This window comes from Rhizobium sp. P43, from assembly GCF_056730705.1.
The window spans coordinates 3,803,350-3,828,519 of the sequence record NZ_CM161539.1 but is presented as its reverse complement, the minus strand read 5'-3'; the positions used below and the strand labels follow the sequence as shown (position 1 = coordinate 3,828,519).

The 25,170-nt window shown below is 62.4% G+C and carries 26 protein-coding genes and 1 riboswitch; of the genes, 13 read left to right on the top strand and 13 right to left on the bottom strand.

Going from position 1 to position 25,170, the window contains the following annotated elements; translation table 11 throughout:
• The 4 genes from rimM to ffh all read right to left on the bottom strand — a co-directional run bounded on the left by rimM (position 1) and on the right by ffh (position 3,045).
• Positions 1-579, bottom strand: coding sequence for a ribosome maturation factor RimM (gene rimM, locus AC1PUL_RS19050; RefSeq protein ID WP_298462922.1), 579 nt, complete (start codon positions 577-579; stop codon positions 1-3).
• A gap of 123 nt (positions 580-702) precedes the next feature.
• Positions 703-1,077 carry a 30S ribosomal protein S16 gene (gene rpsP, locus AC1PUL_RS19045; RefSeq protein ID WP_113377842.1) on the bottom strand — a complete coding sequence of 125 codons (375 nt, stop codon included), beginning with the start codon at positions 1,075-1,077 and terminating at the stop codon, positions 703-705.
• Positions 1,078-1,142: 65 nt separating this feature from the next.
• Positions 1,143-1,463 carry a chorismate mutase gene (locus AC1PUL_RS19040; protein WP_153763279.1) on the bottom strand — a complete coding sequence of 107 codons (321 nt, stop codon included), beginning with the start codon at positions 1,461-1,463 and terminating at the stop codon, positions 1,143-1,145.
• A gap of 10 nt (positions 1,464-1,473) precedes the next feature.
• Entirely contained in the window at positions 1,474-3,045 is a 1,572-nt protein-coding gene (gene ffh / locus AC1PUL_RS19035) for a signal recognition particle protein (protein WP_480465608.1), read from the bottom strand.
• A 308-nt stretch (positions 3,046-3,353) separates the two neighbouring features.
• On the opposite strand from ffh, the gene AC1PUL_RS19030 reads away from it, so the two are divergent.
• From AC1PUL_RS19030 to AC1PUL_RS18980, 11 genes are all read left to right on the top strand, one after another.
• Positions 3,354-4,439 carry an MBL fold metallo-hydrolase gene (locus AC1PUL_RS19030; protein ID WP_480465607.1) on the top strand — a complete coding sequence of 362 codons (1,086 nt, stop codon included), beginning with the start codon at positions 3,354-3,356 and terminating at the stop codon, positions 4,437-4,439.
• Positions 4,440-4,499: 60 nt separating this feature from the next.
• Positions 4,500-4,633: riboswitch (TPP riboswitch) on the top strand.
• A gap of 91 nt (positions 4,634-4,724) precedes the next feature.
• Positions 4,725-6,563 (top strand): phosphomethylpyrimidine synthase ThiC, encoded by a 1,839-nt coding sequence (thiC, locus tag AC1PUL_RS19025; protein WP_480465606.1) that lies wholly within the window; start codon positions 4,725-4,727, stop codon positions 6,561-6,563.
• Positions 6,560-7,543 carry a glycine oxidase ThiO gene (thiO, locus tag AC1PUL_RS19020; RefSeq protein ID WP_480465605.1) on the top strand — a complete coding sequence of 328 codons (984 nt, stop codon included), beginning with the start codon at positions 6,560-6,562 and terminating at the stop codon, positions 7,541-7,543. Before thiC ends, thiO begins: the two co-directional genes overlap by 4 nt.
• On the top strand, positions 7,540-7,737 hold the full coding sequence (gene thiS / locus AC1PUL_RS19015) for a sulfur carrier protein ThiS (RefSeq protein WP_480465604.1): 198 nt from the start codon (positions 7,540-7,542) through the stop codon (positions 7,735-7,737). The genes thiO and thiS overlap by 4 nt, the downstream gene beginning before the upstream one ends.
• A gap of 1 nt (position 7,738) precedes the next feature.
• Entirely contained in the window at positions 7,739-8,515 is a 777-nt protein-coding gene (locus AC1PUL_RS19010; RefSeq protein ID WP_480465603.1) for a thiazole synthase, read from the top strand.
• Entirely contained in the window at positions 8,512-9,117 is a 606-nt protein-coding gene (locus AC1PUL_RS19005) for a thiamine phosphate synthase (RefSeq protein ID WP_480465602.1), read from the top strand. The genes AC1PUL_RS19010 and AC1PUL_RS19005 overlap by 4 nt, the downstream gene beginning before the upstream one ends.
• A gap of 87 nt (positions 9,118-9,204) precedes the next feature.
• Positions 9,205-10,113 (top strand): diaminopimelate epimerase, encoded by a 909-nt coding sequence (gene dapF, locus AC1PUL_RS19000; RefSeq protein WP_480465601.1) that lies wholly within the window; start codon positions 9,205-9,207, stop codon positions 10,111-10,113.
• Positions 10,110-11,402, top strand: coding sequence for a tRNA (N(6)-L-threonylcarbamoyladenosine(37)-C(2))-methylthiotransferase MtaB (gene mtaB, locus AC1PUL_RS18995; RefSeq protein WP_480465600.1), 1,293 nt, complete (start codon positions 10,110-10,112; stop codon positions 11,400-11,402). The genes dapF and mtaB overlap by 4 nt, the downstream gene beginning before the upstream one ends.
• 19 nt (positions 11,403-11,421) lie before the next feature.
• Entirely contained in the window at positions 11,422-12,780 is a 1,359-nt protein-coding gene (gene ftsY / locus AC1PUL_RS18990; protein WP_480465599.1) for a signal recognition particle-docking protein FtsY, read from the top strand.
• A 27-nt stretch (positions 12,781-12,807) separates the two neighbouring features.
• Positions 12,808-13,449: a septation protein A gene (locus tag AC1PUL_RS18985; protein WP_298462941.1), complete on the top strand. Its 642-nt coding sequence runs from the start codon at positions 12,808-12,810 to the stop codon at positions 13,447-13,449.
• Positions 13,446-14,036 (top strand): DUF2585 domain-containing protein, encoded by a 591-nt coding sequence (locus tag AC1PUL_RS18980; RefSeq protein WP_480465598.1) that lies wholly within the window; start codon positions 13,446-13,448, stop codon positions 14,034-14,036. Before AC1PUL_RS18985 ends, AC1PUL_RS18980 begins: the two co-directional genes overlap by 4 nt.
• A 10-nt stretch (positions 14,037-14,046) precedes the next feature.
• Here the strand turns inward: AC1PUL_RS18980 and AC1PUL_RS18975 are convergent, their stop codons facing one another.
• Genes AC1PUL_RS18975 through ccmA form a run of 5 tightly spaced genes read right to left on the bottom strand, consistent with a single transcriptional unit; the run spans position 14,047 to position 16,937 of the window.
• On the bottom strand, positions 14,047-14,640 hold the full coding sequence (locus AC1PUL_RS18975) for a DsbE family thiol:disulfide interchange protein (protein WP_480465597.1): 594 nt from the start codon (positions 14,638-14,640) through the stop codon (positions 14,047-14,049).
• Positions 14,637-14,810 (bottom strand): heme exporter protein CcmD, encoded by a 174-nt coding sequence (ccmD, locus tag AC1PUL_RS18970; protein WP_480465596.1) that lies wholly within the window; start codon positions 14,808-14,810, stop codon positions 14,637-14,639. The genes AC1PUL_RS18975 and ccmD overlap by 4 nt, the downstream gene beginning before the upstream one ends.
• A complete protein-coding gene (locus AC1PUL_RS18965) occupies positions 14,807-15,574 on the bottom strand; it encodes a heme ABC transporter permease (RefSeq protein WP_298462947.1) in 768 nt (255 codons plus the stop codon). The genes ccmD and AC1PUL_RS18965 overlap by 4 nt, the downstream gene beginning before the upstream one ends.
• Positions 15,575-15,633: 59 nt before the next feature.
• On the bottom strand, positions 15,634-16,293 hold the full coding sequence (gene ccmB, locus AC1PUL_RS18960) for a heme exporter protein CcmB (RefSeq protein ID WP_480465595.1): 660 nt from the start codon (positions 16,291-16,293) through the stop codon (positions 15,634-15,636).
• Positions 16,290-16,937 (bottom strand): heme ABC exporter ATP-binding protein CcmA, encoded by a 648-nt coding sequence (gene ccmA / locus AC1PUL_RS18955; protein ID WP_480468634.1) that lies wholly within the window; start codon positions 16,935-16,937, stop codon positions 16,290-16,292. The genes ccmB and ccmA overlap by 4 nt, the downstream gene beginning before the upstream one ends.
• 273 nt (positions 16,938-17,210) lie before the next feature.
• Between ccmA and acnA the strand changes: the two genes are divergently transcribed.
• Positions 17,211-19,904: an aconitate hydratase AcnA gene (acnA, locus tag AC1PUL_RS18950; protein WP_480465594.1), complete on the top strand. Its 2,694-nt coding sequence runs from the start codon at positions 17,211-17,213 to the stop codon at positions 19,902-19,904.
• A 213-nt stretch (positions 19,905-20,117) separates the two neighbouring features.
• Positions 20,118-20,855, top strand: coding sequence for a DUF1223 domain-containing protein (locus AC1PUL_RS18945; RefSeq protein WP_480465593.1), 738 nt, complete (start codon positions 20,118-20,120; stop codon positions 20,853-20,855).
• 264 nt (positions 20,856-21,119) lie between these two features.
• Here AC1PUL_RS18945 and AC1PUL_RS18940 read toward each other — a convergent pair whose 3' ends face one another.
• The 4 genes from AC1PUL_RS18940 to AC1PUL_RS18925 are packed head-to-tail and all read right to left on the bottom strand — an operon-like array spanning position 21,120 to position 25,162.
• Positions 21,120-21,752: a 2-dehydro-3-deoxy-6-phosphogalactonate aldolase gene (locus AC1PUL_RS18940; protein WP_480465592.1), complete on the bottom strand. Its 633-nt coding sequence runs from the start codon at positions 21,750-21,752 to the stop codon at positions 21,120-21,122.
• Between the two features lie 3 nt (positions 21,753-21,755).
• Positions 21,756-22,688: a 2-dehydro-3-deoxygalactonokinase gene (locus AC1PUL_RS18935; RefSeq protein ID WP_480465591.1), complete on the bottom strand. Its 933-nt coding sequence runs from the start codon at positions 22,686-22,688 to the stop codon at positions 21,756-21,758.
• 9 nt (positions 22,689-22,697) lie between these two features.
• Positions 22,698-24,212, bottom strand: a complete 1,515-nt coding sequence (locus AC1PUL_RS18930) for an aldehyde dehydrogenase (NADP(+)) (protein ID WP_480465590.1) — start codon at positions 24,210-24,212, stop codon at positions 22,698-22,700.
• A 20-nt stretch (positions 24,213-24,232) separates the two neighbouring features.
• Positions 24,233-25,162, bottom strand: coding sequence for a Gfo/Idh/MocA family protein (locus tag AC1PUL_RS18925; protein ID WP_480465589.1), 930 nt, complete (start codon positions 25,160-25,162; stop codon positions 24,233-24,235).
• Positions 25,163-25,170 lie beyond the last annotated feature (8 nt).

Genomic DNA, 25,170 nt, shown 5'->3' with positions numbered 1-25,170 from the left:
TCAGCGTCCGTTGTTGGGACGCGGCTTGCCGCCGGCATTGCCGTAAGGCTTTTCCTCACCATCGTCCTTCAGGCCGGCGGCGATCGGATCGACGAGAATGCGTCCGCCCTCCAGATCGATCTCGAGCACGGCAGCCTCGGAGAAAGGAATGAGCACGGGCCGCTTGCCGGGACCCTTGAGCTCCAGCAGATCGCCTGCGCCAAAATCATAAACGGCGGTCACCGCGCCATAGTGATTGTTCTCGGCATCATAGACCTCGAGCCCCTCGAGGTCTGCATAGTAGAATTCGTCTTCGTCGAGATCATCATCCGGCAGCGCATCACGGTCGACGAAAAGCTCGGTGCCGTTCAGCGCTTCGGCGGCATTTCGGTCGTTGATGCCGCGAAAGCGGACGATGGCGACCGTCTTGCCGTCACGGATTTCGAGGATCTCGAACTTGCGGCCATCGGCGGCATAGAGAACCCCGTAATCGCCGAGACCCAGAGGATCCTCGGTGAAGGTCTTGACCCGCACCTCGCCCCGAAGCCCTTGGGGCGCACCGATCACGGCCATCAGTATCGGGTTTTCAAGCTTGCTCATCGGTGAGAACGGTCCTGCAGATGCATCGGTTCGACATTCCTTTTAGGCGGAACGGCGGGGAAAGAAAACGCAAAAACGGGCGGTGGGGTGACCCACCGCCCGCTGAAAACGGCGGAAAGCCGATTATTCTGCAGCGGCTTCCGACGCGGCGGCAGCAGCGTCAGCTGCCTTCTGAGCCTTTTCGGCAGCGCGCTCCTGAGCCTTCTTGCCCGGCTTTGCCTTGTCCGGGTTGCTGCGGGCTGCGCGTTCGGCAATACCGGCTTCTGCCATGAAGCGCAGAACGCGGTCGGTCGGCTGTGCGCCCTTGGCGACCCAGGCCTTGATGGCGTCTACGTCAAGCTCGACGCGCTTTTCGTTGTCCTTGCCAAGCATCGGGTTCCAGGAACCGACCTTGTCGAGGAAGCGGCCGTCGCGCGGCGAGCGGGCGTCGGCAACGACGATCTGGTAGTAGGGGCGCTTCTTGGAACCACCGCGGGCGAGACGAATCTTGAGGGACATGTGAATACTCCTTGGGTTTTCAGTCCGGGCCGCCGGAGCGAACCCTGTTCTTGTTGAGGCCGCCGTCAGGCGGTCTTTTCGGTGACACCGCCATGTTCGGCGGCAATGGCTTCATGATGCCGGATGACTTCCTTGATGATGAAGTTCAGGAACTTCTCGGCGAAATCCGGGTCCAGATTGGCATCCTGAGCCAGACGGCGCAGGCGGGTGATCTGGTATTCCTCGCGCGCCGGGTCCGCCGGCGGCAATTCGTGTGTGGCCTTCAGCACGCCGACGGCCTTGGTGCAGCGGAAGCGTTCCGCCAGCATGTGGACCAGCGCCGCGTCGATGTTGTCGATCGACTGGCGATAGCCGGAAAGCTGCTCCTTGACGGACGGATCAATCATCGGCGCCCTCTCACTTCTTCTTCGGCAGGCCGGGAAGGCCCGGGAAACCGCCACCACCGAGGCCGGGAAGCTTGGGGCCCCCGAGACCCGGCAGGCCGCCAGCGCCCAGACCAGGCAAACCACCCGGCTTGATCCCGGCGGCTTCGGCCTGCTTGGCGAGCGCTTCGAGCTGCTTCGGGTCCATCTTGGACAGATCCGGCATGCCCATGCCGCCCCCCATACCGCCAAGACCCATCTTCGAGGCAAGGCCGCCCATCATCTGCTTCATCATGCCGCCTTTACCCTTGCCGCCCATGGCCTTCATCATGTCGGCCATCTGGCGATGCATCTTCAAAAGCTTGTTGATGTCGGAGGCATCCGTGCCGGAGCCGGCCGCGATGCGCTTCTTGCGGGAATGCTTGAGCAGGTCGGGATTGGCGCGCTCGGCCTTGGTCATCGAGGAGATGATCGCGAGCTGGCGCTTGAAGATTCGGTCGTCGAGGCCGGCCGCGGCCATCTTGTCCTTCATGCCGGACATGCCCGGCATCATGCCCATGATCCCGCCCATGCCGCCCATGGCCTGCATCTGCTTGATCTGTTCGGCGAGATCGTTGAGGTCGAACTTGCCCTTGGCCATCTTCTCGGCCATGGCGCGGGCTTTTTCGGCATCGATGTTTTCGGCGGCCTTTTCGACCAGCGAGACGATGTCGCCCATGCCGAGAATGCGGTCGGCGATACGGCGGGGATGGAACTCGTCGAGTTCCGTCATCTTTTCGCCGACACCGATCAGCTTGATCGGCTTGCCGGTGACGGCACGCATCGAAAGGGCTGCACCGCCACGGCCATCGCCGTCCATACGGGTCAGCACGAGGCCGGTGATTCCGACGCGTTCGTCGAAATTGCGCGCGAGATTGACCGCGTCCTGACCGGTCAGCGAGTCGGCGACGAGCAGGATTTCATGCGGCTTCGAGCGGGCCTTGATCTCGGCCATCTCGATCATCAACGGCTCGTCGATATGCGTACGGCCGGCGGTGTCGAGAATGACGATGTCATGGCCACCGAGCTTCGCCGCCTGAACGGCGCGGCTGGCGATATCGGTCGGCGACTGGCCGGCGATCACAGGCAGCGTGTCGATGCCGGTCTGCACGCCGAGCTGGCGAAGCTGTTCCTGAGCGGCCGGACGACGCGTGTCGAGCGAGGCCATCAGAACCTTCTTCTTGTCGCGATCCGTCAGGCGCTTCGCGATCTTGCCGGTGGTCGTCGTCTTACCCGAGCCCTGCAGACCGACCATCATGATGACGACGGGGGCTGCGGCATTGAGGTCGATGGAGACGCCTTCCGTGCCGAGCATCTCGACCAGCTCGTCATGGACGATCTTGACGACCATCTGCCCGGGCTTGATCGATTTCAGAACGGCGGCACCGACGGCCTTTTCACGCACCTTGTCGGTGAAGGCGCGGATCACTTCGAGAGCGACGTCGGCCTCAAGAAGCGCACGACGGACCTCGCGCAGAGCAGCCGAGACATCCGCCTCGGACAGTGCGCCACGGCCGGTCAGTCCATTCAGAATGGATCCAAGACGGTCCTGGAGGTTCTCAAACATCGGCTCTTCCTTGCATGGTCAGGGGAAACCCAAACCTCGGTCTTCTCCACGCGGAAAACAAGACGCAAAGCCAAAAACCACCCGAGGGCGCAACGCGCTGTCGGGTGTTGACCTCCGGGATCTCTTTATACCTTTTCGGGTCCCGGTCGGCGGCTTGGAGTACTCGTCTCTTCGCAGATTGCGGCGGATAAACAGGAAAACGGCCTGGAAGTCAAGCAAAGTCCCGATTTTTCGGGAGATCAGGCACATCGAGCAATCTGCAGTGCGCCTATTGCCGTAGAATTGACGAAACCACATATGGGTGAGCCATGAACAGACGCAGCTTTCTCAAATGGTCGGGCTTCGGCCTCGTTGCCGCAACACTCGGAGGTCTCGGCTTGCGGGAGGCACATGCGGGCAACCGCTATTACACCGGTCCGATCTCCGATCATTTCGACGGCAAGGTCTTCTTCAACCCGGGCGGAGAAGAGCCTCGTGGCTTCACCGATCTTCTGCGCTGGCAGTTCGGCGGCGGCAAGATCGAGTGGCCGAGACCGGCCCAGGCTACCGATGTCGTGACGACCAAACCGGAACCTCGCGTCGAAGGAAGCCGGCTTGTCGTCACCATGGTCGGTCATGCGACCCTGCTCATCCAGACAGCAGGGCTCAACATCCTGACCGACCCTGTCTGGTCCGAACGCGCAAGTCCCGTCTCCTTTGCCGGACCAAAGCGCAACAATCCGCCGGGCGTTGCCTTCGACGACCTGCCGAAGATCGATATCGTCATTGTCACGCATAATCACTACGACCATCTGGATACTGCGACGCTGAGGCGCCTCTTCAGGCGGGACAATCCGCGCATCGTCACACCACTCGGCAATGACACCATCATGCGCGACGACATGCCAGGCATGGTGGCAAGCGTCATGGATTGGGGTGACCAGATCGAGATCGGCAAGGGCGTCAGCATCCATTGCGAGCCCTGCCATCACTGGTCGGCCCGTGGCATGGGCGACCGGCGCATGGCGCTCTGGGCTGCCTTCGTCTTGGAAACTCCGGGCGGCAAGATCTATCACATCGGTGATACCGGCTATGCCGAGGGCAAGCATTATCGCGAGCTCAAGGCCAAGCATGGCGACATCAGGCTCGCCATCATGCCGATCGGTGCCTATGAGCCGCGCTGGTTCATGAAGGCGCAGCACCAGAACCCGGAAGAAGCGATAGAAGGCTTCCGCTTAAGCGGTGCGGCCTTCGGCATCGGCCACCATTTCGGCACCTTCCAGCTGACCAATGAAGGCATCGACGATCCGCCAAAGGCGCTGGCCGTGGCCATGTCCTCAGCCGGTATCGGCAATGACCGCTTCAAGGGATTGCGACCCGGCCAGCAATTCGAGGTGCCTCTGACAAACGCTTGAGGCCAAAAATACAAGAGACAGGGGCTCGTTGACACGGCTCACGCTTTTGGCCAGACTTGGCGCATTCACCAGGGGTGTCCCGACAAGGGGCTGAGATATCGCTACGCCAATCCCGATAAGGACAATGGCAGCGCGGTGACCCGTTGAACCTGATCCAGTTCATACTGGCGTAGGGACGGTGCGAGCGCTGCAAAAACGATGATTCGGAATCCGAATCCCGTGGCGTCTTTCCATCATTCCGCCTGACATGACTGGGTCTCCAACCTGAACACTTGGAGCTCAATGATGAACATTGCCCCTGACTTCAACAGGCCCGACGTCACCACCGGGCCGCTTCCCGCCTCGACCAAGATCTTCTTGGCAGGGGACATCCACCCGGATATCCGTGTGCCCCTGCGCCAGATCGCCCTGCACCCGACCTCTGGCGAACCGCCTGTGAATGTCTATGACGCGTCAGGTCCCTATACCGACCCGCAGGCGACAATCGCCATCGACCAGGGGCTTGCCCGGCACCGTCTCGACTGGGTCCAGACACGCGGCGATGTCGAGGCCTATGACGGCCGCGATGTAAAGCCCGAGGACAACGGTTTTGTCTCTGCCGACAAACTGACACCGGCGTTTCCCGTGAAACATCAGCCGCTTCGTGCCACGGGCGGCAAAGCCGTAACACAGCTTGCCTATGCCCGCGCCGGCATCATCACGCCGGAAATGGAATATGTGGCGATCCGGGAAAACCTTGGCCGCAAGGCCATGAAAGAAGCGCTCACCCGCGACGGCGAAAGCTTCGGCGCCGCGATCCCCGATCACGTGACGCCGGAATTCGTCCGCAAGGAGATCGCCTCAGGGAGGGCAATCATCCCCGCCAACATCAACCATCCGGAACTCGAGCCGATGATCATCGGTCGCAATTTCCTGGTGAAGATCAACGCCAATATCGGCAATTCGGCCGTCACCTCCTCCATGGCCGAGGAAGTCGAGAAGATGGTCTGGGCGATCCGCTGGGGGGCCGATACGGTCATGGATCTCTCGACCGGCCGCAACATTCACAACATCCGCGACTGGATCATCCGCAATTCGCCCGTACCGATCGGCACCGTGCCGCTCTACCAGGCGCTGGAAAAGGTCGGCGGTATCGCCGAAGACCTGACCTGGGAGGTCTATCGCGACACGCTGATCGAGCAGGCCGAACAGGGCGTCGACTATTTCACCATCCATGCCGGCGTTCGGCTGCATTACATCCCGCTGACCGTCAACCGCGTGACCGGCATCGTTTCGCGCGGCGGTTCGATCATGGCCAAGTGGTGTCTGCATCATCACAAGGAGAGCTTCCTCTACGAGCATTTCGAGGAAATCTGCGACATCTGCCGCGCATACGATGTCTCCTTCTCGCTGGGCGATGGACTGCGGCCCGGCTCGATTGCCGATGCCAATGATGCCGCCCAGTTTGCCGAGCTTGAGACGCTGGGCGAGCTGACCAAGATTGCCTGGGAGAAAGATTGTCAGGTGATGATCGAGGGCCCCGGCCATGTTCCGATGCACAAGATCAAGGAGAACATGGACAAGCAGCTGAAGACCTGCGGCGAGGCCCCCTTCTATACGCTGGGGCCGCTGACGACGGATATCGCACCCGGCTACGACCACATCACCTCCGGCATTGGTGCCGCGATGATCGGCTGGTTCGGCACGGCCATGCTCTGCTACGTCACGCCGAAGGAGCATTTAGGCCTGCCCGACCGCGACGATGTGAAGACCGGCGTCATCACCTACAAGATCGCAGCGCATGCCGCCGACCTCGCCAAGGGCCATCCGGCGGCCCAGCTGCGCGACGATGCACTGTCCCGCGCCCGGTTCGAATTCCGCTGGGAAGACCAGTTCAACCTCTCGCTCGATCCGGACACGGCCCGCGCCTTCCATGACGAAACCCTACCGAAGGAGGCGCACAAGGTCGCGCATTTCTGCTCGATGTGCGGGCCGAAATTCTGCTCGATGCGCATATCCCATGACATCCGCGCCGAGGCACAGAAGGAGGGCCTGACCGCCATGGCGGAGAAATACCGCGCCGGCGGCGATCTCTACATGACGGCGGACGAGATCGCAGCGCTTGGGGCGGGAGAGCGGTCATGACCATCCTGGTGAAAGGCGCCGGTGTCGCAGGGCTGGCGACGGCGCTCGAACTGGCGCGCAGGGGTATCCCTGTCGAGGTCGTGGAGCGCCGGGCCGATATCGGGCTTGGCGCCTCCCATTGGGCGGGCGGCATGCTCGCCCCCTATTGCGAGCGGGAGGCGGCGGAAGAGATCGTACTGACATCAGGTCTCTTGGCTGCCGACTGGTGGGACGAGGCTTTGCCCGGTCTCGTCCAGCGCCGGGGCACGCTGGTGCTGGCCAATCCCCGCGATCTCGCCGACCTCAAGCGCTTTGTGACCCGCACGCGCGGCCATCGCTGGCTGGGCGAGGATGAGATCGCAGAGCTTGAGCCTGATCTCGCGGGGCGTTTCGGCACCGGCCTCTTCTTCGCAGAGGAGGCGCATCTTAATCCGCGCCAAGCCTTGCGGGGGCTTTATCAGGCAGCACGGCAGCTCGGTGTCTCCTTCCGCTTCGGGGAGGAAGCGGGTGAGACGGGAGGCTATGCGAGCGTCGTGGATTGCCGGGGACCACAGGCGATCGGCGAGATCGAAGGGCTGCGGGGGGTGCGCGGCGAGATGCTCTATCTGGAGACGGGCGATGTCACGCTCTCCCGCCCTGTCCGCCTACTGCATCCCCGCCACCCCCTCTATATCGTCCCGCGCGGCAACGGGCTGTTCATGCTGGGCGCGACCATGGTCGAGGCTGAGGATGACGGGCCGATCGCGGCGCGTTCGATGATGGAACTGCTCAACACAGCCTATGCCCTGCACCCGGCCTTTGCCGAGGCGCGCATCGTGGAAACCGGCACCGGCATCCGCCCGGCTTTCCCGGACAATGTGCCCCGGCTCATCGAAACCTCCGAAGGATTGGCAGTGGCCGGCATGCACCGCCACGGCTTTCTGCTGGCTCCAGCACTGGCGCGTGAGGCGGCGGACAGGCTGACGATCACAGACGCATCTGACAAAAGGAGGAGCACATGAAGCTCACCGTCAACGGAGAAGCCCTGGAGCTCGATGCCGGCAATCTCGACGATCTGCTCGCCAAGCTCGACTACGAGGGTGACTGGCTGGCCACCGCCGTCAATGGCGATCTGGTACACCGCGAAGAGCGCGCCGCCCATCCCTTGAAGGAGGGCGACCGGATCGAGATCCTTTCGCCCATGCAAGGAGGCTGATATGGCCCTGGAACTCTATGGCAAGACCGTCACTTCGCAACTCCTGCTCGGCACGGCGCGCTACCCCTCGCCTGCGATCCTGGCGGAAGCCGTGCGGCGCTCGAAAACCGAAATCGTCACCGTCTCGCTGCGCCGGGAAACCGCAGGCGGCAAGGCGGGCGGGGCCTTCTTCCAGCTGATCCGCGATCTCGGTGTGCACGTCCTGCCCAATACCGCCGGCTGCCACAGCGCCCGCGAGGCGGTGCTGACGGCAAAGATGGCGCGGGAGGTCTTCGGCACCACCTGGATCAAGCTCGAGGTGATCGGCAATCACCACACGCTCCAGCCCGATGTGTTCGAACTGGTGGAAGCGGCGAAGATCTTGAACGCCGAGGGCTTCGAGGTTTTCCCCTATACGACAGACGATCTGGTGGTCGGGGAGAAGCTGCTCACCGCCGGATGCCGCGTGCTGATGCCCTGGTGCGCGCCGATCGGCAGCGCCATGGGGCCGCAGAATCTGCCGGCACTCAAATCCATGCGGGCGGAATTTCCCGACGTGCCGCTGATCGTCGATGCCGGCATCGGTCGTCCCTCCCATGCCACAGCGGTGATGGAACTCGGCTACGACGCCGTGCTGCTCAACACCGCCGTCGCCAGCGCCGGCGATCCCGCTGATATGGCCGAGGCCTTTGCCAAGGCGATCGAGGCGGGGCATATCGCTCATCGAGCAGGCATGCTGGAACCGCGCGACATGGCGGTGCCATCCACCCCCGTCATCGGAAAGGGGGTCTTCGCATGAAGCTCGATCCCTTTTACCTCATCGTCGACAGCGCCGACTGGATCGAGCGGCTTGTGCCGCTGGGGGTCAAGCTGGTGCAGCTGCGGATGAAGGACGCCGAGGAAAGCGTGCTTCGCCAGCATGTTCGACGCGCCCGGCAATGCTGTGCCCAACACGGCTGCCAGCTCATCGTCAACGACTTCTGGCAGATCGCCATCGACGAGGCCTGCGACTTCGTGCATTTGGGACAGGAGGATCTGGCGATGGCGGATCTCGCAGCCATCCGCAGCGCGGGCCTGAAGCTCGGCCTCTCGACGCATAACGAGGCCGAGCTTGAAACGGCGCTGGCCGCCGAGCCCGATTATATTGCTCTCGGCCCCGTCTATCCGACGATCCTGAAAAAAATGCCCTGGGCGCCGCAGGGCCTGGAACGGCTGACAGTGTGGAAGGAAAAGATCGGCCCCCTGCCCCTGGTCGCGATCGGGGGACTTCGCCCTGACCGTCTACCTGGTGTTTTCGCAGCAGGGGCAGACAGCGCGGCGGTGGTCACCGACATCACACTCAATGCCGATCCCGAGGCGCGGACCCGGGAATGGCTTGTGGTGACCGAGCGCTGGCGTTGACCATGCATGCGCGGATTTGGTCGCTCCACTGGTAATTCGGCTGCTTTTCCGCCATATAGGCTGAAAATGCAGCTTTCTGGAGTGACGATGTCGGATCGGGTCGAATTCGCTGTTATGAACGGGCTTGGCAACAAGATCCTGGTCATCGACATGCGCGGTCGCACCGACCGGGTGACGCCGGCTGCCGCCATCGCCCTCGCCGCCGACCCCGCGACCGCCTTCGACCAGATCATGGCGATCCATGATCCGAGAGTTGACGGCACCGACGCCTATATCGACATCCTGAATTGCGATGGCTCGAAGGCGCAGGCCTGCGGCAACGGCACGCGCTGCGTGGTTCAGGCACTCGCTGCCGAAACCGGCCGCAAGAGCTTCACCTTTCAGACCATCGCCGGGATCCTGAATGCCGTCGAGCATCAGGACGGCACGATCTCCGTCGACATGGGCAAGCCCGTCTTTGCCTGGGACAAGATCCCGCTCTCGGAAGAATTCCACGACACCAGCCGCATCGAGTTGCAGATCGGTCCGATCGACGCGCCAATCCTGCATTCGCCCTCGGCCATGTCGATGGGCAATCCGCATGCCGTCTTCTGGGTCGATCGCGATCCGATGACCTATGACCTTGAGCGCTTCGGTCCGCTCCTCGAAAACCATCCGATCTTCCCGGAAAAGGCCAATATCACGCTGGCCCAGGTCACCTCGAAGACGACGATGGTGACGCGCACCTGGGAACGCGGCGCCGGCCTGACGCTCGCCTGCGGCTCGGCTGCCTGCGCGGCTGGCGTGTCCGCTGCGCGTACCGGCCGCACCGAGCGTAAGGTGACGATCACGGTGGCGTCGAGCCCCAATCGCGGCACACTGACCATCGACTGGCGCCCCGACGACAAGGTCGTCATGACCGGTCCCGCGGAATGGGAGTGGTCCGGCACGGTCGATCCGGTGACCGGAAGCTGGCAGCGCGATGTGAGCGCCGATTCAGAGGCCGCCACCCTGTGACCTCCGCGCGACAAGGCGCCGTCGAGGTCATCACTTTCGGCTGTCGCCTGAACACCTATGAATCCGAGGTCATGAAGGCCGAGGCTGCCAAGGCAGGCCTCGACAACGCCATCCTCGTCAATACCTGTGCGGTCACCTCAGAGGCCGTGCGCCAGGCCCGCCAGGCGATCCGCCAGGCGCGCCGGGAAAACCCTGAGGCCCGCATCATCGTCACCGGTTGCGCGGCTCAGACGGAAGCGCAAAACTTCGCTGATATGCCCGAGGTCGATGCTGTCCTCGGCAACGAGGAGAAGCTCAAGGCCGAACACTATCGTCGCCTGCCGGATTTCGGCGTCTCGGCGGAAGAAAAGGTTGCCGTCAACGACATCATGAGCGTGACCGAGACGGCACCGCAGATGGTCGCGCATATCGATGGCCATGTGCGCGGTTTCCTGCAGGTACAGAATGGCTGCGATCACCGCTGCACCTTCTGCATCATCCCCTATGGCCGTGGCAATTCGCGCTCCGTGCCGATGGGCGCCGTCGTCGAGCAGGCGCGCAAGCTCGTCGAGAACGGTTACCGCGAGGTGGTGCTGACCGGAGTGGACGCGACGAGTTATGGCGCGGACCTGCCCGGCAATCCGACGCTTGGCCTGCTTGCCAAGACACTGCTGAAACAGGTGCCGGAGATTCTGCGCCTGCGCCTCTCCTCGATCGACAGCATCGAAGCGGACCGCCATCTCTTCGACCTGATTGCTGACGAGCCGCGCTTCATGCCGCATCTGCATCTGTCGCTGCAGCATGGCGACGACATGATCCTGAAGCGCATGAAGCGTCGGCATTCGCGTTCCGATGCGATCGCCTTTGCCGAGCAGGTCCGGCGCCTGCGCCCCGGCTTTGCCTTTGGCGCCGATATGATTGCCGGTTTTCCGACAGAGACCGAGGAGATGGCAGCAAACTCCGCGCGCCTTGCCGAGGAGATCGGTATCGCGCATCTGCATGTCTTCCCCTACAGCCCCCGCCCCGGCACGCCGGCGGCCCGCATGCCGCAGCTCGACCGGGCTCTTATCAAGGCACGCGCGGCGGAGCTCCGCGCGGTGGCCGAAAGATTGCAGGCTATCCATCTCGCATCGCATGTTAGCACGCACCAGAAGCTGCTGGTCGAGCGCAACGAAATGGCGCATACGGAAGACTTCACCCTCGTTGCAGCGCCCGGCATGACACCCGGCAGCCTCATCGAGGTATCGATCGGCGGCCACACCGGCCGCCATCTGACGATTGCATCGGCAGCGGCTGACGCGGCTGCCTGACAGACGGAATAGAGTGACCATGGCCCTCGGCTTCATCAAGAAAGTCTTCACCTTCGGCAAGGAGAAGCCGGCAGAAACGCCTGCCGCGCCGGCGGAGTTGACGGTCGAGGAGAAGGCCGCGATCTCGGCGGAAAGCGAGCCTAGGGATCGCGACGAAGACCTTCCCCTGGCAGAGGATCCGGTTCTCGCCGAGGAAATGGAAACGGCCGGCGGGCCGTCGGACGATCTGTCGCCCGAAGATCTCTCGTTGGTTCCTCTCGAATTGCTCGAGGCGGAAGCCGAGGAAGAACTCAAAGAGACCCCGAACGAGATGGTAACGGCCGGCGACCAGGGCCCTCAAAGTGCGGCGCCGGCACTCGAGGAGGCAGCACCAGAGCCTGTTGCCCCCGTCCTGCCCAAGGGTTTCGCGACTGCTGAGACCAGGGCGGCAGAACCCGAGGCCCCGGCCCCGGCGGAAAAGCTGAGCTGGTTCCAGCGCCTGAAGGCTGGCCTCTTCCGCACCTCCTCGCAGCTGACGAGCCAGATCACCGCACTCTTCACCAAGCGCAAGCTGGACGATGAGACGCTGGAAGAGCTGGAAGACCTGTTGATCCAGGCCGACCTCGGCGTCGAAACGGCGCTCCGCGTTACCGACACGCTGGCCTCCGAGCGCTACGGCAAGGATGTGACCGGCGAGGACGTGACCAAGATCATGGCCTCCGAGATCGTCAAGGTGCTGAAGCCGGTCGCCAAGCCACTGGCCCTTGATCTCAGCCACAAGCCGCATGTCATTCTCGTCGTCGGTGTCAACGGCACCGGCAAGACGACGACCATCGGCAAGCTCGCCGCCAAGCTTTCGGGCTCAGGGTTGAAGGTGATGCTGGCAGCCGGCGATACCTTCCGCGCAGCCGCAATCGAGCAGCTGAAAATCTGGGCCGACCGTACCGGCTCGACCTTCATCGGCACCAAGCTCGGCGCCGATGCCGCAGGCCTGGCCTATGAAGCCTTCGAGCGCGCCAAGGCGGAGAAATCCGACGTTCTGATCATCGACACCGCTGGCCGGTTGCAGAACAAGGCGGAGCTGATGGCGGAACTCGAAAAGATCGTCCGCGTTCTCGGCAAGCTCGATCCGGATGCACCCCACACCGTACTGCAGACGCTCGATGCGACGACGGGCCAGAATGCCCTGCAGCAGGTCGAGATCTTCCGCAACGTGGCGGGCGTCAACGGCCTGATCATGACCAAACTCGACGGCACGGCGCGCGGCGGCATCCTTGTTGCGATCGCCGCCAAACACAAGCTGCCCGTCTATTTCATCGGCGTCGGCGAAGGCATCGACGACCTCGAACCCTTCGAGGCGGAAGACTTCGCCAGCGCCATTGCCGGCATCGCGCGCTGAGCGCCGGAAACGTTAGGAAACGACATCATGTCGGACACATCCACCGATACCCAGGCCTCCCAGGCCGAAAAACAGAACCCCGTCCTGAAGATGGCGCTCGAACTCGGGCCGCTCCTGATCTTCTTCTTCGGCAACCTGCGCGGCGAATGGCTGGCGAAAACCTTTCCGGAGCTCACCGCGATCGGCGGACCGCTTCTGATCGCGACCGCCCTTTTCATGGTCGCAACGGTCATTTCACTGATCATTTCGAAGATCGTCTTCAAGCACCTGCCGGTCATGCCCTTCGTCTCGGGCATCGTCGTTCTGGTCTTCGGCGGGTTGTCGATCTGGCTGCAGGACGAAACCTTCATCAAGATGAAGCCGACAATCGTCAACACGCTCTTCGGCGTCGTTCTGCTGGGTGGGCTCGCCTTCGGCACCTCGCTCCTGGGCTACGTGTTCAACGCCGCTTTCCAGCTCGACGCGGAAGGCTGGCGCAAGCTGACATTTCGCTGGGGCATCTTCTTCCTCTTCCTTGCCGTGTTGAACGAGGTCGTCTGGCGCAATTTCTCCGACGATGTCTGGGTCAGCTTCAAGGTCTGGGGCACGATGCCGATCACCATCCTCTTCACGCTGGCCCAGATGCCGCTGCTCATGAAGCACTCCCTGGAAGACAAGGAACAGCAATGAGCGATGTACCCGGCCAGGGGGGCGAGAACTCGACGACGAGTTTCTGGCTGGTGGTGACCTTTGTCATCATCCTGGTTCAGGTCCTGTCTCAATATCTGATGGGGCGTCTCTGGATCTGCGAATGCGGCTATGTGAAGCTCTTCGAAGCCGGCGTGAATACACCCGGCAATTCGCAGCACCTGTTCGACTGGTACACGCCGTCGCACATCATCCACGGCTTCCTGTTCTATGGTCTGGGCTGGCTGGTGATGCGCAAGCAGCCGATCACCGCAAAGCTTTCGCTTGCCGCCCTGATCGAGGCAACCTGGGAGATCCTGGAAAACTCGCCAATGGTGATCGACCGCTACCGGACCGCGACCATGGCCATCGGCTATAGCGGAGACAGCATCCTCAATTCCGGCATGGACATGGTCGCGATGGTCGCTGGCTTCTTCTTCGCAGCCCGTATGCCCCTGTGGCTCACCGTCATCATCGCGGTCGTCTTCGAGCTTCTGACGGCATTCGTCATCCGGGACAATCTGACCCTCAATGTCCTCATGCTGGTCTGGCCGATCGAGGCTGTGAAGACCTGGCAGGGCGCGCTCTGACCGGGAAGGATCAGCCTTTGCCGAGCGCCTTTTCGATCGCCGGCATCAGCTCGGTCTGAAAGCTATCCGCATCGAAGGGGCCGACCTTCTTGTAGAGGATGGTGCCGTCAGGACCGACGAGATAGCTCTCCGGAATGCCATAGACGCCCCAATCGATCGCAGCCTTGCCATTCGGGTCGACGCCGATGGCTGAAAAGGGATTGCCGAGTTCACCGAGGAACCGCAGCGCGTTGTCGTACCGGTCCTTGTAGTTGATGCCGACAACGTTCACGCGGGTATCCTTGGAGAGTTCCAGCAAGATCGGATGCTCCTGCCGGCAGGGCACGCACCAGGAAGCAAACACGTTGACGAGCGTAAGCTTGCCGGTAATGGCCGCCGTCGTCAGGGCAGGGCGCTCGGAGCCCTCGAGCGCGGCAAGCTCAAGCGCGGGCGCCTTTGTCCCGATCAGCGCCGAGGGGATCTCCGAAACGTCGCGTCCCGATTGCAACTGGGTCAGGAAGACGCCCGCAAGCGAAACAAAAACGACGAGCGGCAAGGCCGCGATCAGATAGCGGCCACGCCCCTTGCCGGCATCTGCAGGATGGCTGTCGCCGCTGCCCGTCATGCCTGGCTGTCCTGCGAGGACCCGGCCGAGCGGCGGCGAATGCCTTGCGTCTCTAGCGCCTTTAGTTCGCTTTTGCGCGCCCGACCGTCGAGATAGACCCAGACGATCAGGCCAAGACAGATCCCGGCCGTCATCAGATAGGAGCCGATCACATAAAAGGCGTGTGTCATGCCTGATGCTCCCGACCGGCCTGACGCGCCGCCATCCGCCTCTGGGCGCCGACCCGGCGCCGCCAGATCTCGTTGCGCATGGCCATCAGATGCAGGATGAAGAAAAGAAGGGTAAAGGCGAGCGCCATGACCATCAGCGGCCAGAGAAACTCGGGATGGATTGTCGGCCCATCAAGCCGCATGACGCTGGCGGGCTGATGCAGGGTGTTCCACCAGTCGACCGAGAACTTGATGATCGGAATATTGACGAAGCCGACCAGGATCAGGACGGCGCTGACGCGCGCAGCCTTCGACGGGTCATCCATCGCGCGGTTCAGCGCGATCAGACCGAGATACATCAGGAAGAGCACGAAGACCGATGTGAGGCGCGCATCCCAGACCCACCAGGTGCCCCACATCGGCTTGCCCCAGAGCGAACCGGTGACCAGAGCAATCAAAGTGAAGGCCGCACCCAGCGGCGCTGCTGCCTTGTGGCTGACATCCGCCAGCGGATGACGCCACACCAGTGTCCCGATCGCGGAAAGCGCCATCACGGAGTAACACATCATCGAGAGCCAGGCCGCAGGCACATGCACATACATGATACGCACCGTGTCGCCCTGCTGGTAATCCGTCTCGGAGGTGAAGCCGAGATAAAGGCCCACGACGAAAAGAAGTACGTTTATCCCGACAAACCACGGCAGAACTTTCTCGACAAATGCGAGGAATCGCGTCGGATTGGCGAGGTCGATGATTTTGGTCACGGCGAGGGTGTTGTCGGTCATATCTCGTTCTAGCCTGTCTCAAGCGAGGCTGCAATTGATCCTGGTCAAGCCGAAATGCCTCAATCCGCCGAACTGCGCAGTGCCGCCGCCGCACCCACAGGGCCGATCACGGCAAAGAGAAGTGTTATCGCCGACAGGAACAGGAAGGGTGGCAGGAACGGGGCCGGATCTTCGACGGCTGCATAGGAGGCACTGACGCCGAAAATCAGCACCGGCACGGCCAGCGGCAGCACCAGAATGGAGACCAGCAAGCCGCCACGCGGGAGCGCAACAGCAACCGCAGCACCCGCCGCACCGATGAAGGTGATGGCCGGCGACCCGACCAGCAGTGTCAACATCACCGCACCGATGGCCACTTCATCCATGTTCATGAACAGGCCGAGCAGCGGCGAGGCGATGACGAGCGGCAGACCGGTCGCGACCCAATGCGCCAGGCATTTGACGAGCACCGTCAGCACCAGCGGCGTTTCCTGCATCAGAAGGATGTCCAGCGAACCATCATCCCGTTCGGCCTGAAAAAGACGGTCGAGGCCGAGCAGGGCCGAGAGCAGGGCCCCGATCCAGACGATTGCGGGCCCGATCCGTGACAGAAGGTTGAGATCCGGCCCGACGCCAAAGGGAATGACAGCGACAACGGTGGTGAAGAACAGCACGCCGATCAGTGCGCCGCCACCGGCGCGGACGGAGAGCTTCAGGTCCCTCAAGAAAAGCGCCATCATCCGGCATACTCCATATCGACGCCATCGAAGCCGAGCATCTCCAGGGACTGCGCCCCTTCGAGCCCCAGCGGCTGGTGGGTTGCCGCAAGTGCGATCCCACCTGACTGACGGTGATGGCGAACGAGCCCTTCGAACATCGCATCCGCCTTGCGGTCGAGCGCGGCGGTGGGCTCATCGAGAATCCAGACCGGACGATGCGCCACGAGCAGCCGCGCCATGGCGAAGCGCCGCTGCTGACCTGCCGAAAGATAGCCATAGGGCAGGTGGGTAATGCCGGACAGATCGACGGCAGCGGCCGCCTCTTCGACATCAAGGCTTCGGCCCGTGCCGATATCGCCAAGAAACGACTTCCAGAAGGCGAGGTTTTCGGCGACCGTCAATTCCCGCTTCATGCCGTTGCGATGACCGAGATAATGGCTGAATTCACCCGCCGGTCGCGCCTCCTGATCCGTGCCGGAAAAGCAGACCGCACGCCCCGTCTCCGGACGCAGCAAGCCGGCAACGACGCGCAGAAGTGTCGACTTGCCGGAGCCGTTTCGACCCGTCAGGACAAGCGCCTCTCCCGCGGTCAACGTAAAGGAAACATTAACGAAAATCAGATCCTCGCCACGACGCGCTGAGAGATTTTCGGCTTCAAGCCTGATCATGGTCGCCTTCTGGCAGGATGAGGCCTGCCTCATAAAAAAATCCGTTTTCGCCCTTCGTCGGTCTGGCGCCTTTCTTAGAAATTATCTATAAGACCTGCAACCACGCCAGCGGCCGGCGTGAAGTTCATCCTTGTGCCGAACTTGAACATCGCGAGGAGCGGTGTCACGTGCGGACAGCGGAAATGGTCGTACCCGCATCCTGATGTGCATGAAGTGCATGGGCGTCCGCACGATTGTGTTGGCTATCAGTTTCAAGCGGGGTTTCTATCCGTGGCTAAATCTCTCGACAGCTTCAATTGCCGTTCGGTCCTCACCGTCGATGGCAAGGACTATGTCTACTACAGCATTCCCAAGGCCGAAGCGAACGGTCTTGCCGGTGTATCGAAGCTCCCCTACTCGATGAAGGTTCTGCTCGAGAACCTGCTTCGTAATGAAGACGGTCGTTCCGTCACCAAGGCGGATATCGAAGCTTGCGCCGCCTGGCTCGTCAACAAGGGCCTGACAGAAGCCGAAATCGCCTATCGCCCGGCCCGCGTGCTGATGCAGGACTTCACCGGCGTTCCCGCCGTTGTTGACCTCGCCGCCATGCGTGACGGCATCAAGAACCTCGGCGGCGATCCGGAAAAGATCAATCCGCTGGTTCCCGTCGACCTGGTCATCGACCACTCTGTCATCGTCGACGAATTCGGCACGCCCCAGGCCTTCGCCCGCAATGTCGAGCTGGAATACCAGCGCAACGGCGAGCGCTACCGCTTCCTGAAGTGGGGCCAGCAGGCCTTCAAGAACTTCCGCGTCGTTCCCCCGGGCACGGGTATCTGTCATCAGGTGAACTTCGAATATCTCGGCCAGACCGTCTGGACGAAGGACGAGGACGGCGAAACAATCGCCTATCCCGACACCTGCGTCGGCACGGACAGCCACACCACGATGATCAACGGCCTCGGCGTTCTCGGCTGGGGTGTCGGTGGTATCGAAGCCGAAGCCGCCATGCTCGGCCAGCCGGTTTCCATGCTGCTGCCTGAGGTGATCGGCTTCAAGCTGACCGGCACGCTGAAGGAAGGCGTCACCGCGACCGACCTCGTGCTGACCGTCGTGCAGATGCTGCGCAAGAAGGGCGTCGTCTCGAAGTTCGTCGAATTCTACGGCCCCGGCCTTGACACGCTGCCGGTTGCAGACCGTGCGACCATCGGCAACATGGGTCCGGAATACGGCGCGACCTGCGGCTTCTTCCCGGTCGATTCGGCCACCGTCGGCTATCTCGACATGTCGGGCCGCTCCAAGGACCGCATCGCTCTCGTCGAAGCCTATTCCAAGGCTCAAGGCATGTGGCGTGACAATGACGGCTCGCAGCTCGTCTTCACCGACACGCTCGAACTCGACCTCGGGGACGTCGTACCGTCGATGGCCGGCCCGAAGCGTCCGGAAGGCCGTCTGCCGCTCGAAACCATCGCCCCGAACTTCGCAACCGCTCTGGAAGGCGACTACAAGAAGCCGGGCCAGCTCTCCCAGCGTTGGGCCGTCGAAGGCACCGACTACGATCTGGGCCATGGTGACGTGGCAATCGCCGCCATTACCTCCTGCACCAACACCTCGAACCCGAGCGTGCTGATTGCAGCCGGTCTGCTCGCCCGCAATGCCGTGGCCAAGGGCCTGAAGACCAAGCCTTGGGTCAAGACCTCGCTCGCACCCGGATCCCAGGTCGTTGGCGAGTATCTCGAAAAGTCCGGCCTGCAGAAGGAACTCGACGCGCTCGGCTTCAACCTCGTCGGCTTCGGCTGCACGACCTGCATCGGCAATTCCGGCCCGCTGCCGGGCCCGATCTCGAAGACGATTAACGACAAGGGCATCATCGCTGCCGGCGTTCTATCGGGCAACCGCAACTTCGAAGGCCGCATCTCGCCTGATGTCCAGGCGAACTACCTCGCCTCCCCGCCGCTCGTCGTCGCCTATGCGCTCGCCGGCACGGTCCAGAAGGACCTGACCAAGGAGCCGATCGGCGAAGACCAGAACGGCAACCCGGTCTACCTGAAGGATATCTGGCCGACCTCTGCCGAAGTGCAGGAGTTCATCCAGAAATACGTCACCCGCGCACTCTTCGAGTCGAAGTATGCCGACGTGTTCAAGGGCGACGAAAACTGGCAGGCCGTCCAGGTTCCGGAAGGCCAGACCTATGCCTGGGACGACAAGTCGACCTATGTCCAGAACCCGCCCTACTTCGTTGGCATGGGCAAGACCGGCTCGGGCCTGAAGAACATCAAGGGCGCGCGCGTCCTCGGTCTCTTCGGCGACAAGATCACCACCGACCACATTTCCCCGGCCGGTTCGATCAAGGCGGCATCCCCGGCAGGCGCCTATCTCACCGAAAACGGCGTGGCTGTGGCGGACTTCAACCAGTACGGCACGCGCCGCGGCAACCATGAAGTCATGATGCGCGGCACCTTCGCCAACATCCGCATCCGCAATCACATGCTCGGCCCGAACGGCAAGGAAGGTGGCTACACCATCCACTATCCGTCCAAGGAAGAGCTGTCGATCTACGATGCCGCGATGAAGTACAAGGAAGAGGGCGTTCCGCTCGTCATCTTCGCCGGTGTCGAATACGGCAACGGCTCTTCGCGTGACTGGGCCGCAAAGGGTACCAACCTCCTCGGCGTGAAGGCTGTCATCGCGCAGTCCTTCGAGCGTATCCACCGCTCGAACCTCGTCGGCATGGGCGTCGTGCCCTTCACCTTCGAGGAAGGCACCACCTGGGCTTCGCTGAACCTGAAGGGCGACGAGATCGTCACGATCGAAGGTCTCGAAGGCGATATCAAGCCGCGCGAGAAGAAGATCGCCAAGATCACCTACTCCGACGGCACCGTGAAGGACGTACCGCTGCTTTGCCGCATCGATACGCTCGACGAAGTCACCTACATGAACAACGGCGGCATTCTGCAGACCGTTCTGCGCGATCTCGCCGCCTGATCGTCTCGCGATATGACCACAAGAGGCCGCCGGGAAACCGGCGGCCTTTTCTTTTGGAGCGCCGCACTCCATCTGATGCCAAAAGTTTCACCCCATCGTGACTTCTCGGATGGCGCTGTTGGCGTTATCAGTGCAGCACTCAAGTGAAGGCATCTCGATAGCATGCGGCACACGATCAATAGAAAAACGGCAGGATGGCTGACGACGGGGACGATGGTGGTCCTTGCCGCGCTCAGCCTTGTCACCTTCTCTGGAGAGACGTCCGCCGAGGAATTCGTGGAGCCCAAGGGCGTTGTCGAGCTCTTCACATCGCAAGGCTGCCGTTCATGTCCGCCTGCCGATCGCGCCTTTGAACAGCTGGTGCGCCAGGGCGATGTCGTCGCTCTTTCTTATCACGTCGATTACTGGAACTACCTTGGCTGGGCAGATACGCTGGCATCTCCTGAAAACACCGAGCGGCAATATGCCTATTCGAAGGCCTTCGGTCGCAGCGGTGTCTACACGCCGCAGGCCATTCTGAACGGCCGGGAGCATCTCAAGGGTACAGATGCAGCCGATATCGACCGCCGCCTTGAGCGGCTGCAGGCTGAGGGCCAAGGCCTTGTCGTGCCCATCCGTGCCTCGCGCCATGACGACCAGCTGTCGATTTCCGTCGGCGCAGGCCAGGGGAAAGCGAACGTCGTCGTCGTATACTTCCGGCAGCATCAGACGGTCGAAGTGCTGAAGGGTGAGAATGTCGGTCAGAATCTCGACTACTGGCACAGCGTCACGGATGTTCAAACCGTCGGCATGTGGGACGGAAAGCCGCTCGACCTGACACTGCCGGCGAAACGCATGGGTGACGAGAAAAGCGACGGCTGCGCGATCCTTCTCCAGGCGGCCGATGAAGGCGGGAACCCGTCTCACATCGTCGGGGCGACCGTGATGATGGAAAAGCCAAAGACACTCTAGGGGAAAACCTGGTGTGGTCCGGCCCGGAAGCATTGGGGGGCTGGGGGTAAGGGGTCAATGCGCCAGACCGGACCGTTTGGCGCACCGCGCCAACCAAGTTAGTTATATCCTATCGCAAAAAGCGGCGCGCGTATGTTCAAATTTGGGCGGTGGGTCATTTATCTGATTTGAGGCGTGATTATTGTCACAGCCCACGCGCCACACGAACGACAAAGACCCACCCGGCACCGCCAGGTGGGTCTCCTGATCGCATATCGCCGATGGTCAGCCCTGCAATGCGTCGTAGGCTTGAACGCTACGCACTGCCCGTTCGCCAATGACCTTGGCATCGTCACCCGGCTTATAGAGGCTGGATCCCAGTCCGAAGGCCCGCACACCGACCTTCCAGTAATCTGCAAAATTGGCATCCGAGACACCGCCGACCGCACCAAGCGGCAGGTGCGGCGGCAGAATGGCCTTGATCGCTGATATCCCGGCCGGGCCAAGAACGCTGGCCGGAAAGAACTTGAGCGCTGCCGCACCGCACTTGGCCGCAAGCAGGGCCTCTGTCGGGGTAAACACGCCCGGCATCGCGACCATGCCATGGGCGACGGCGCGACGAATCACATCCGGCTCGACATTCGGGGTCACCAGCAGGTTTCCGCCGACATCATGGAGACGATCGACCTGTGCCACCTCAAGAACGGTGCCGGCACCGATCAGAACGTTTGACGGCGCGCGTTTACGGGCCTTCTCGATCGACATAAAGGGATCGGGTGAATTCAGCGGAACTTCGATCGCTTCGAAACCGGCTTCGACGAGAGCGTCAACGGTCGCCTCGATTTCGGTCGGCTTGATGCCACGCAGGATGGCGACGAGGTTGCGACGAAGCGCGGGCCAGGCAACGGATGCGGTCATCGTTCAGTCCTTGAATTCGTGGTCGAAAAGCGAAAGGGCCGACGCAAGCAGGCCCCGACGCACGAGAAGGCCGCCATCAAGCATCATAGGCTCACCACCGGCCTTGGTGATGGCGCGCGCATAGAGACGGGTGAGCTTGCCGGTCCCGATCAGATAGGCTTTCCCGTGGCGCAGAAGGTCATCACGAATGGCTGCGATCTCCGCACCGATCAGAAGACCGGAGAGACGGGCTGCGGGGTTGACCTTCGCCCCCTGGCCGGCCAGCAGGCCCTCGGCTCGGATCGAGAAGAGCACCGATGTCAGGGCGAAACCGGGCGCAAGCGCCTGTGCAACGGCAGCGTCGAAAATGTCGGCATCCGCTTCCGCATCGCCATCCTCCGGAACGGAGAGACGCAGGATCGATTGCCGGCTAATCAAGTGAAACAACTCTCCCGTCATGACAGTGGAGAAGCGCTTCACCTGACCGTTTTCGACCAAGGCCCATTTGGAATGGGTTCCGGGAAGGCAGAAGAGGGCATTGTCCAGCCCTTGTTCGAGCGCACCCGCCAGCTGGGTTTCCTCGCCGCGCATGACGTCATAGGCGCCACCCTCACGCTGACAGACACCCGGCAGGATATAGACAGGACGGCTAGCCCCTTCCGGCTGCACAGCGTGCTGGAACAGACCGACCAAAGGCGCCGGTGTTTCAACGTAAGGCGCTTCGCGCCATCCGGTACGCGCCCCGGCCATGCCGGCAATGACGACGGGCAAATCTGCGGAGGCTCCGAGAGCCGAAAGATGGCTCTCCAGAACGGCGGGATAGGCAGCCTTGTCCAGGCTGCCCATGCCTTCGGGCGATTGTCTCTCACCGATCACCGCACCCTGGCCATCGACGAGCCAGATGCGCAGGTTGCTGGTGCCCCAATCGACGAGCGCGGCAAACGGTGATCCGGTCACGTCGGCTCCTCAGGCGAGATCGATCGGCAGCAGGGATGCCGGGATATCCTGGAAGCAGACCGGCCGCAGGAAGCGGCGGATCGACAGCGTACCGACCGACGTGGCACCGAAATTGGTCGAAGCGGGGTAGGGGCCTCCATGAACCATGGAATCGGCCACTTCGACGCCGGTCGGGAAACCGTTGGCCAGCACGCGGCCGGCCTTGCGCTCCAGGATCAGCATCAGCCGCTTCGCGACCGGCTCGTCGCCATCGGCAACGTGGATCGACGCGGTCAGCTGGCCGGAAAGGCTGCGGGCCATGGCCACCATTTCGTCTTCGCTGTCGGCGATGACGATCAGGCCAAGCGGCCCGAAGACTTCTTCGCCGAGCACATGGTTGTCGAGCCAGTCCTTCGCAGTCGTCTGGAAGAGATAGGGGGTCGCGTTGCGCAGGTCGCAGGTGGAGGTCAGGAGCGACCGGACACCGTCCGTGCCGGCGATCCGGGTTGCACCCTTGCGATAGGCGTCGGCGATGCCGTTGGTCAGCATGGTCTGCGGGCCGACGGCCGACAGGGCCTCCGTAGCCGTTTCGACATACTTGTCTGCATCTGCGCCCTTCAGCATGACGACAATGCCCGGATTGGTGCAGAACTGGCCGGCACCCATGGTGAGCGAAGCAACCCAGCCCTTGGCGATGGCTTCGCCACGGGTGGCGACGGCCTTGGGCAGCATGAACATCGGGTTGACCGAGCCGAGCTCGCCGAAGAACGGGATGGGCTCGGGACGCTGGGCGCAGAGATCGAAAAGCGCGCGACCGCCACCGAGCGAACCGGTGAAGCCGACGGCCTTGATCAGCGGATGCTGGACAAGCGCCTGGCCGACATCACGGCTGCCGCCATGGACGAGCGAGAAGACGCCCGGGTGAACGCCGCAGCGCTTGATCGCAGCATCGATGGCCGACGCAACAATTTCACCCGTGCCCGGATGGGCATCATGCGCCTTGACGACAACGGGGCAGCCGGCAGCAAGTGCTGCTGCGGTATCGCCACCAGCCGTCGAAAAGGCGAGCGGGAAGTTGGAAGCACCGAAGACGGCGACAGGACCGATCGGCCGCTGAACCATTTTCAGGTCCGGACGCGGCAAGGGCTTGCGGTCGGGCAGCGCTTCATCATGGCGACGGTCGAGATAATCACCCTTGCGGATATGCGCGGCAAACAGGCGGAGCTGGCCGACGGTGCGGCCACGCTCGCCGATCAGGCGCGCTTCCGGCAGGCCGGTTTCCTGGCTGCCGATCTCAGTGATGGCATCGCCGCGTGCATCGATTTCCTCCGCGATCGCATCGAGGAAGGCTGCGCGTTCTTCACGGCTGGAATAGGCATAGGTCTCGAAGGCTTCTTCAGCCGCCTTGACGGCCTGGTCGACAAGCGCAGGCGTGCCTTTTGAGAAGGTATGGGAGGGGCCCGTGGCCGGCGACGAGGCAAAGGTATCCGTGCTGGCAACCCAGGTGCCGGCGATCAGGTGTTTTCCGGTCGGTGTATAGGCCATGGAATGGGCCTCCTCTTGTCTTAGTCTTCGAAGGAAGCGACGACCTTCCGTTCCCCGCAGAGGAACGAATCCGCCACAAGACGCAGCGGCTGATAATCGGTGTCGCTCTGGCGGGAGCGGATGAGCTTGGCGAAGCGTTCGTAGATCGCAGCATATTCGCGGTCCGGCCCGGACGCCTGCTCGCCTCCCCCGATATAGAGTTCCGAGCCACCCTTTGAAAGACGCAATTCGCCGGCATTCGTCTGGACTGTGATGTCCCACGTCTGCGGGCCTTCCTGTCGCCAGTCGAATTCGGCCGTAATCGGCGCGCCTTCGACGGTCCGCATGGCGATGGAAGCGGCGATCGGCTGCTTCTTGTTTTCGGGGAACTCGAGAACCGACTTCTCGACCATGATATGGCCGGGAACGATCTCGGTCAGGATGGAAAGGGCATTGATGCCGGGATCGAAGACGCCGAAACCACCGGGCTCCCAGATCCAGGCCTGTCCCGGATGCCAGCGGCGGACATCTTCCTTCCAGACGATCGAGATCGACTGGATGACCTTGTCCGAGAGCCACTGGCGGGCGGGCTCGACGCCGAGCGCGAAGCGCGAATGCCAGGTGGCAAAGAGCGTGACACCGGCTTTGGCCGCGAGTTCCGAAAGCGCTTCTGCCTCGCCGAGCGTCGTCGCCGGCGGCTTTTCCATCAGCACGTGACGACCGGCAGCAATGGCAGCCTTCGCCATGTTGAACCGCACTTCCGGCGGCGTGCAGAGCGATACGACCTTGATGTCCGGGCGGGCGGCCAGGAAGGCATCGAAGTCGGTGAAGTTTTCGGCACCCGCGATCTTGCCGTGCCGGCTGACACCGGCGGCAACGACAAAGTCGTCACCGCCTGCGATCGACGGGATATGCTGGTCGCGGGCGATCTTGCCGATGCCGACAAGCGCGAGCGGAATACGATCTGCCATGATCCGGT

Bases quoted from the DNA above. Each gene is read 5' to 3' on its own strand.
- dapF (WP_480465601.1), top strand. From the start codon at position 9,205: ATGTCGGATCGGGTCGAATTCGCTGTTATGAACGGGCTTGGCAACAAG.
- rpsP (WP_113377842.1), bottom strand. From the start codon at position 1,077: ATGTCCCTCAAGATTCGTCTCGCCCGCGGTGGTTCCAAGAAGCGCCCC.
- AC1PUL_RS18925 (WP_480465589.1), bottom strand. From the start codon at position 25,162: ATGGCAGATCGTATTCCGCTCGCGCTTGTCGGCATCGGCAAGATCGCC.
- AC1PUL_RS19005 (WP_480465602.1), top strand. From the start codon at position 8,512: ATGAAGCTCGATCCCTTTTACCTCATCGTCGACAGCGCCGACTGGATC.
- ccmD (WP_480465596.1), bottom strand. From the start codon at position 14,810: ATGACACACGCCTTTTATGTGATCGGCTCCTATCTGATGACGGCCGGG.
- AC1PUL_RS18945 (WP_480465593.1), top strand. From the start codon at position 20,118: ATGGTGGTCCTTGCCGCGCTCAGCCTTGTCACCTTCTCTGGAGAGACG.
- thiO (WP_480465605.1), top strand. From the start codon at position 6,560: ATGACCATCCTGGTGAAAGGCGCCGGTGTCGCAGGGCTGGCGACGGCG.
- ftsY (WP_480465599.1), top strand. From the start codon at position 11,422: ATGGCCCTCGGCTTCATCAAGAAAGTCTTCACCTTCGGCAAGGAGAAG.
- AC1PUL_RS19010 (WP_480465603.1), top strand. From the start codon at position 7,739: ATGGCCCTGGAACTCTATGGCAAGACCGTCACTTCGCAACTCCTGCTC.
- AC1PUL_RS19030 (WP_480465607.1), top strand. From the start codon at position 3,354: ATGAACAGACGCAGCTTTCTCAAATGGTCGGGCTTCGGCCTCGTTGCC.
- ffh (WP_480465608.1), bottom strand. From the start codon at position 3,045: ATGTTTGAGAACCTCCAGGACCGTCTTGGATCCATTCTGAATGGACTG.
- AC1PUL_RS18940 (WP_480465592.1), bottom strand. From the start codon at position 21,752: ATGACCGCATCCGTTGCCTGGCCCGCGCTTCGTCGCAACCTCGTCGCC.
- AC1PUL_RS18985 (WP_298462941.1), top strand. From the start codon at position 12,808: ATGTCGGACACATCCACCGATACCCAGGCCTCCCAGGCCGAAAAACAG.
- AC1PUL_RS18930 (WP_480465590.1), bottom strand. From the start codon at position 24,212: ATGGCCTATACACCGACCGGAAAACACCTGATCGCCGGCACCTGGGTT.
- AC1PUL_RS18965 (WP_298462947.1), bottom strand. From the start codon at position 15,574: ATGACCGACAACACCCTCGCCGTGACCAAAATCATCGACCTCGCCAAT.
- thiC (WP_480465606.1), top strand. From the start codon at position 4,725: ATGAACATTGCCCCTGACTTCAACAGGCCCGACGTCACCACCGGGCCG.
- thiS (WP_480465604.1), top strand. From the start codon at position 7,540: ATGAAGCTCACCGTCAACGGAGAAGCCCTGGAGCTCGATGCCGGCAAT.
- AC1PUL_RS18980 (WP_480465598.1), top strand. From the start codon at position 13,446: ATGAGCGATGTACCCGGCCAGGGGGGCGAGAACTCGACGACGAGTTTC.
- AC1PUL_RS19040 (WP_153763279.1), bottom strand. From the start codon at position 1,463: ATGATTGATCCGTCCGTCAAGGAGCAGCTTTCCGGCTATCGCCAGTCG.
- ccmB (WP_480465595.1), bottom strand. From the start codon at position 16,293: ATGATGGCGCTTTTCTTGAGGGACCTGAAGCTCTCCGTCCGCGCCGGT.
- AC1PUL_RS18975 (WP_480465597.1), bottom strand. From the start codon at position 14,640: ATGACGGGCAGCGGCGACAGCCATCCTGCAGATGCCGGCAAGGGGCGT.
- rimM (WP_298462922.1), bottom strand. From the start codon at position 579: ATGAGCAAGCTTGAAAACCCGATACTGATGGCCGTGATCGGTGCGCCC.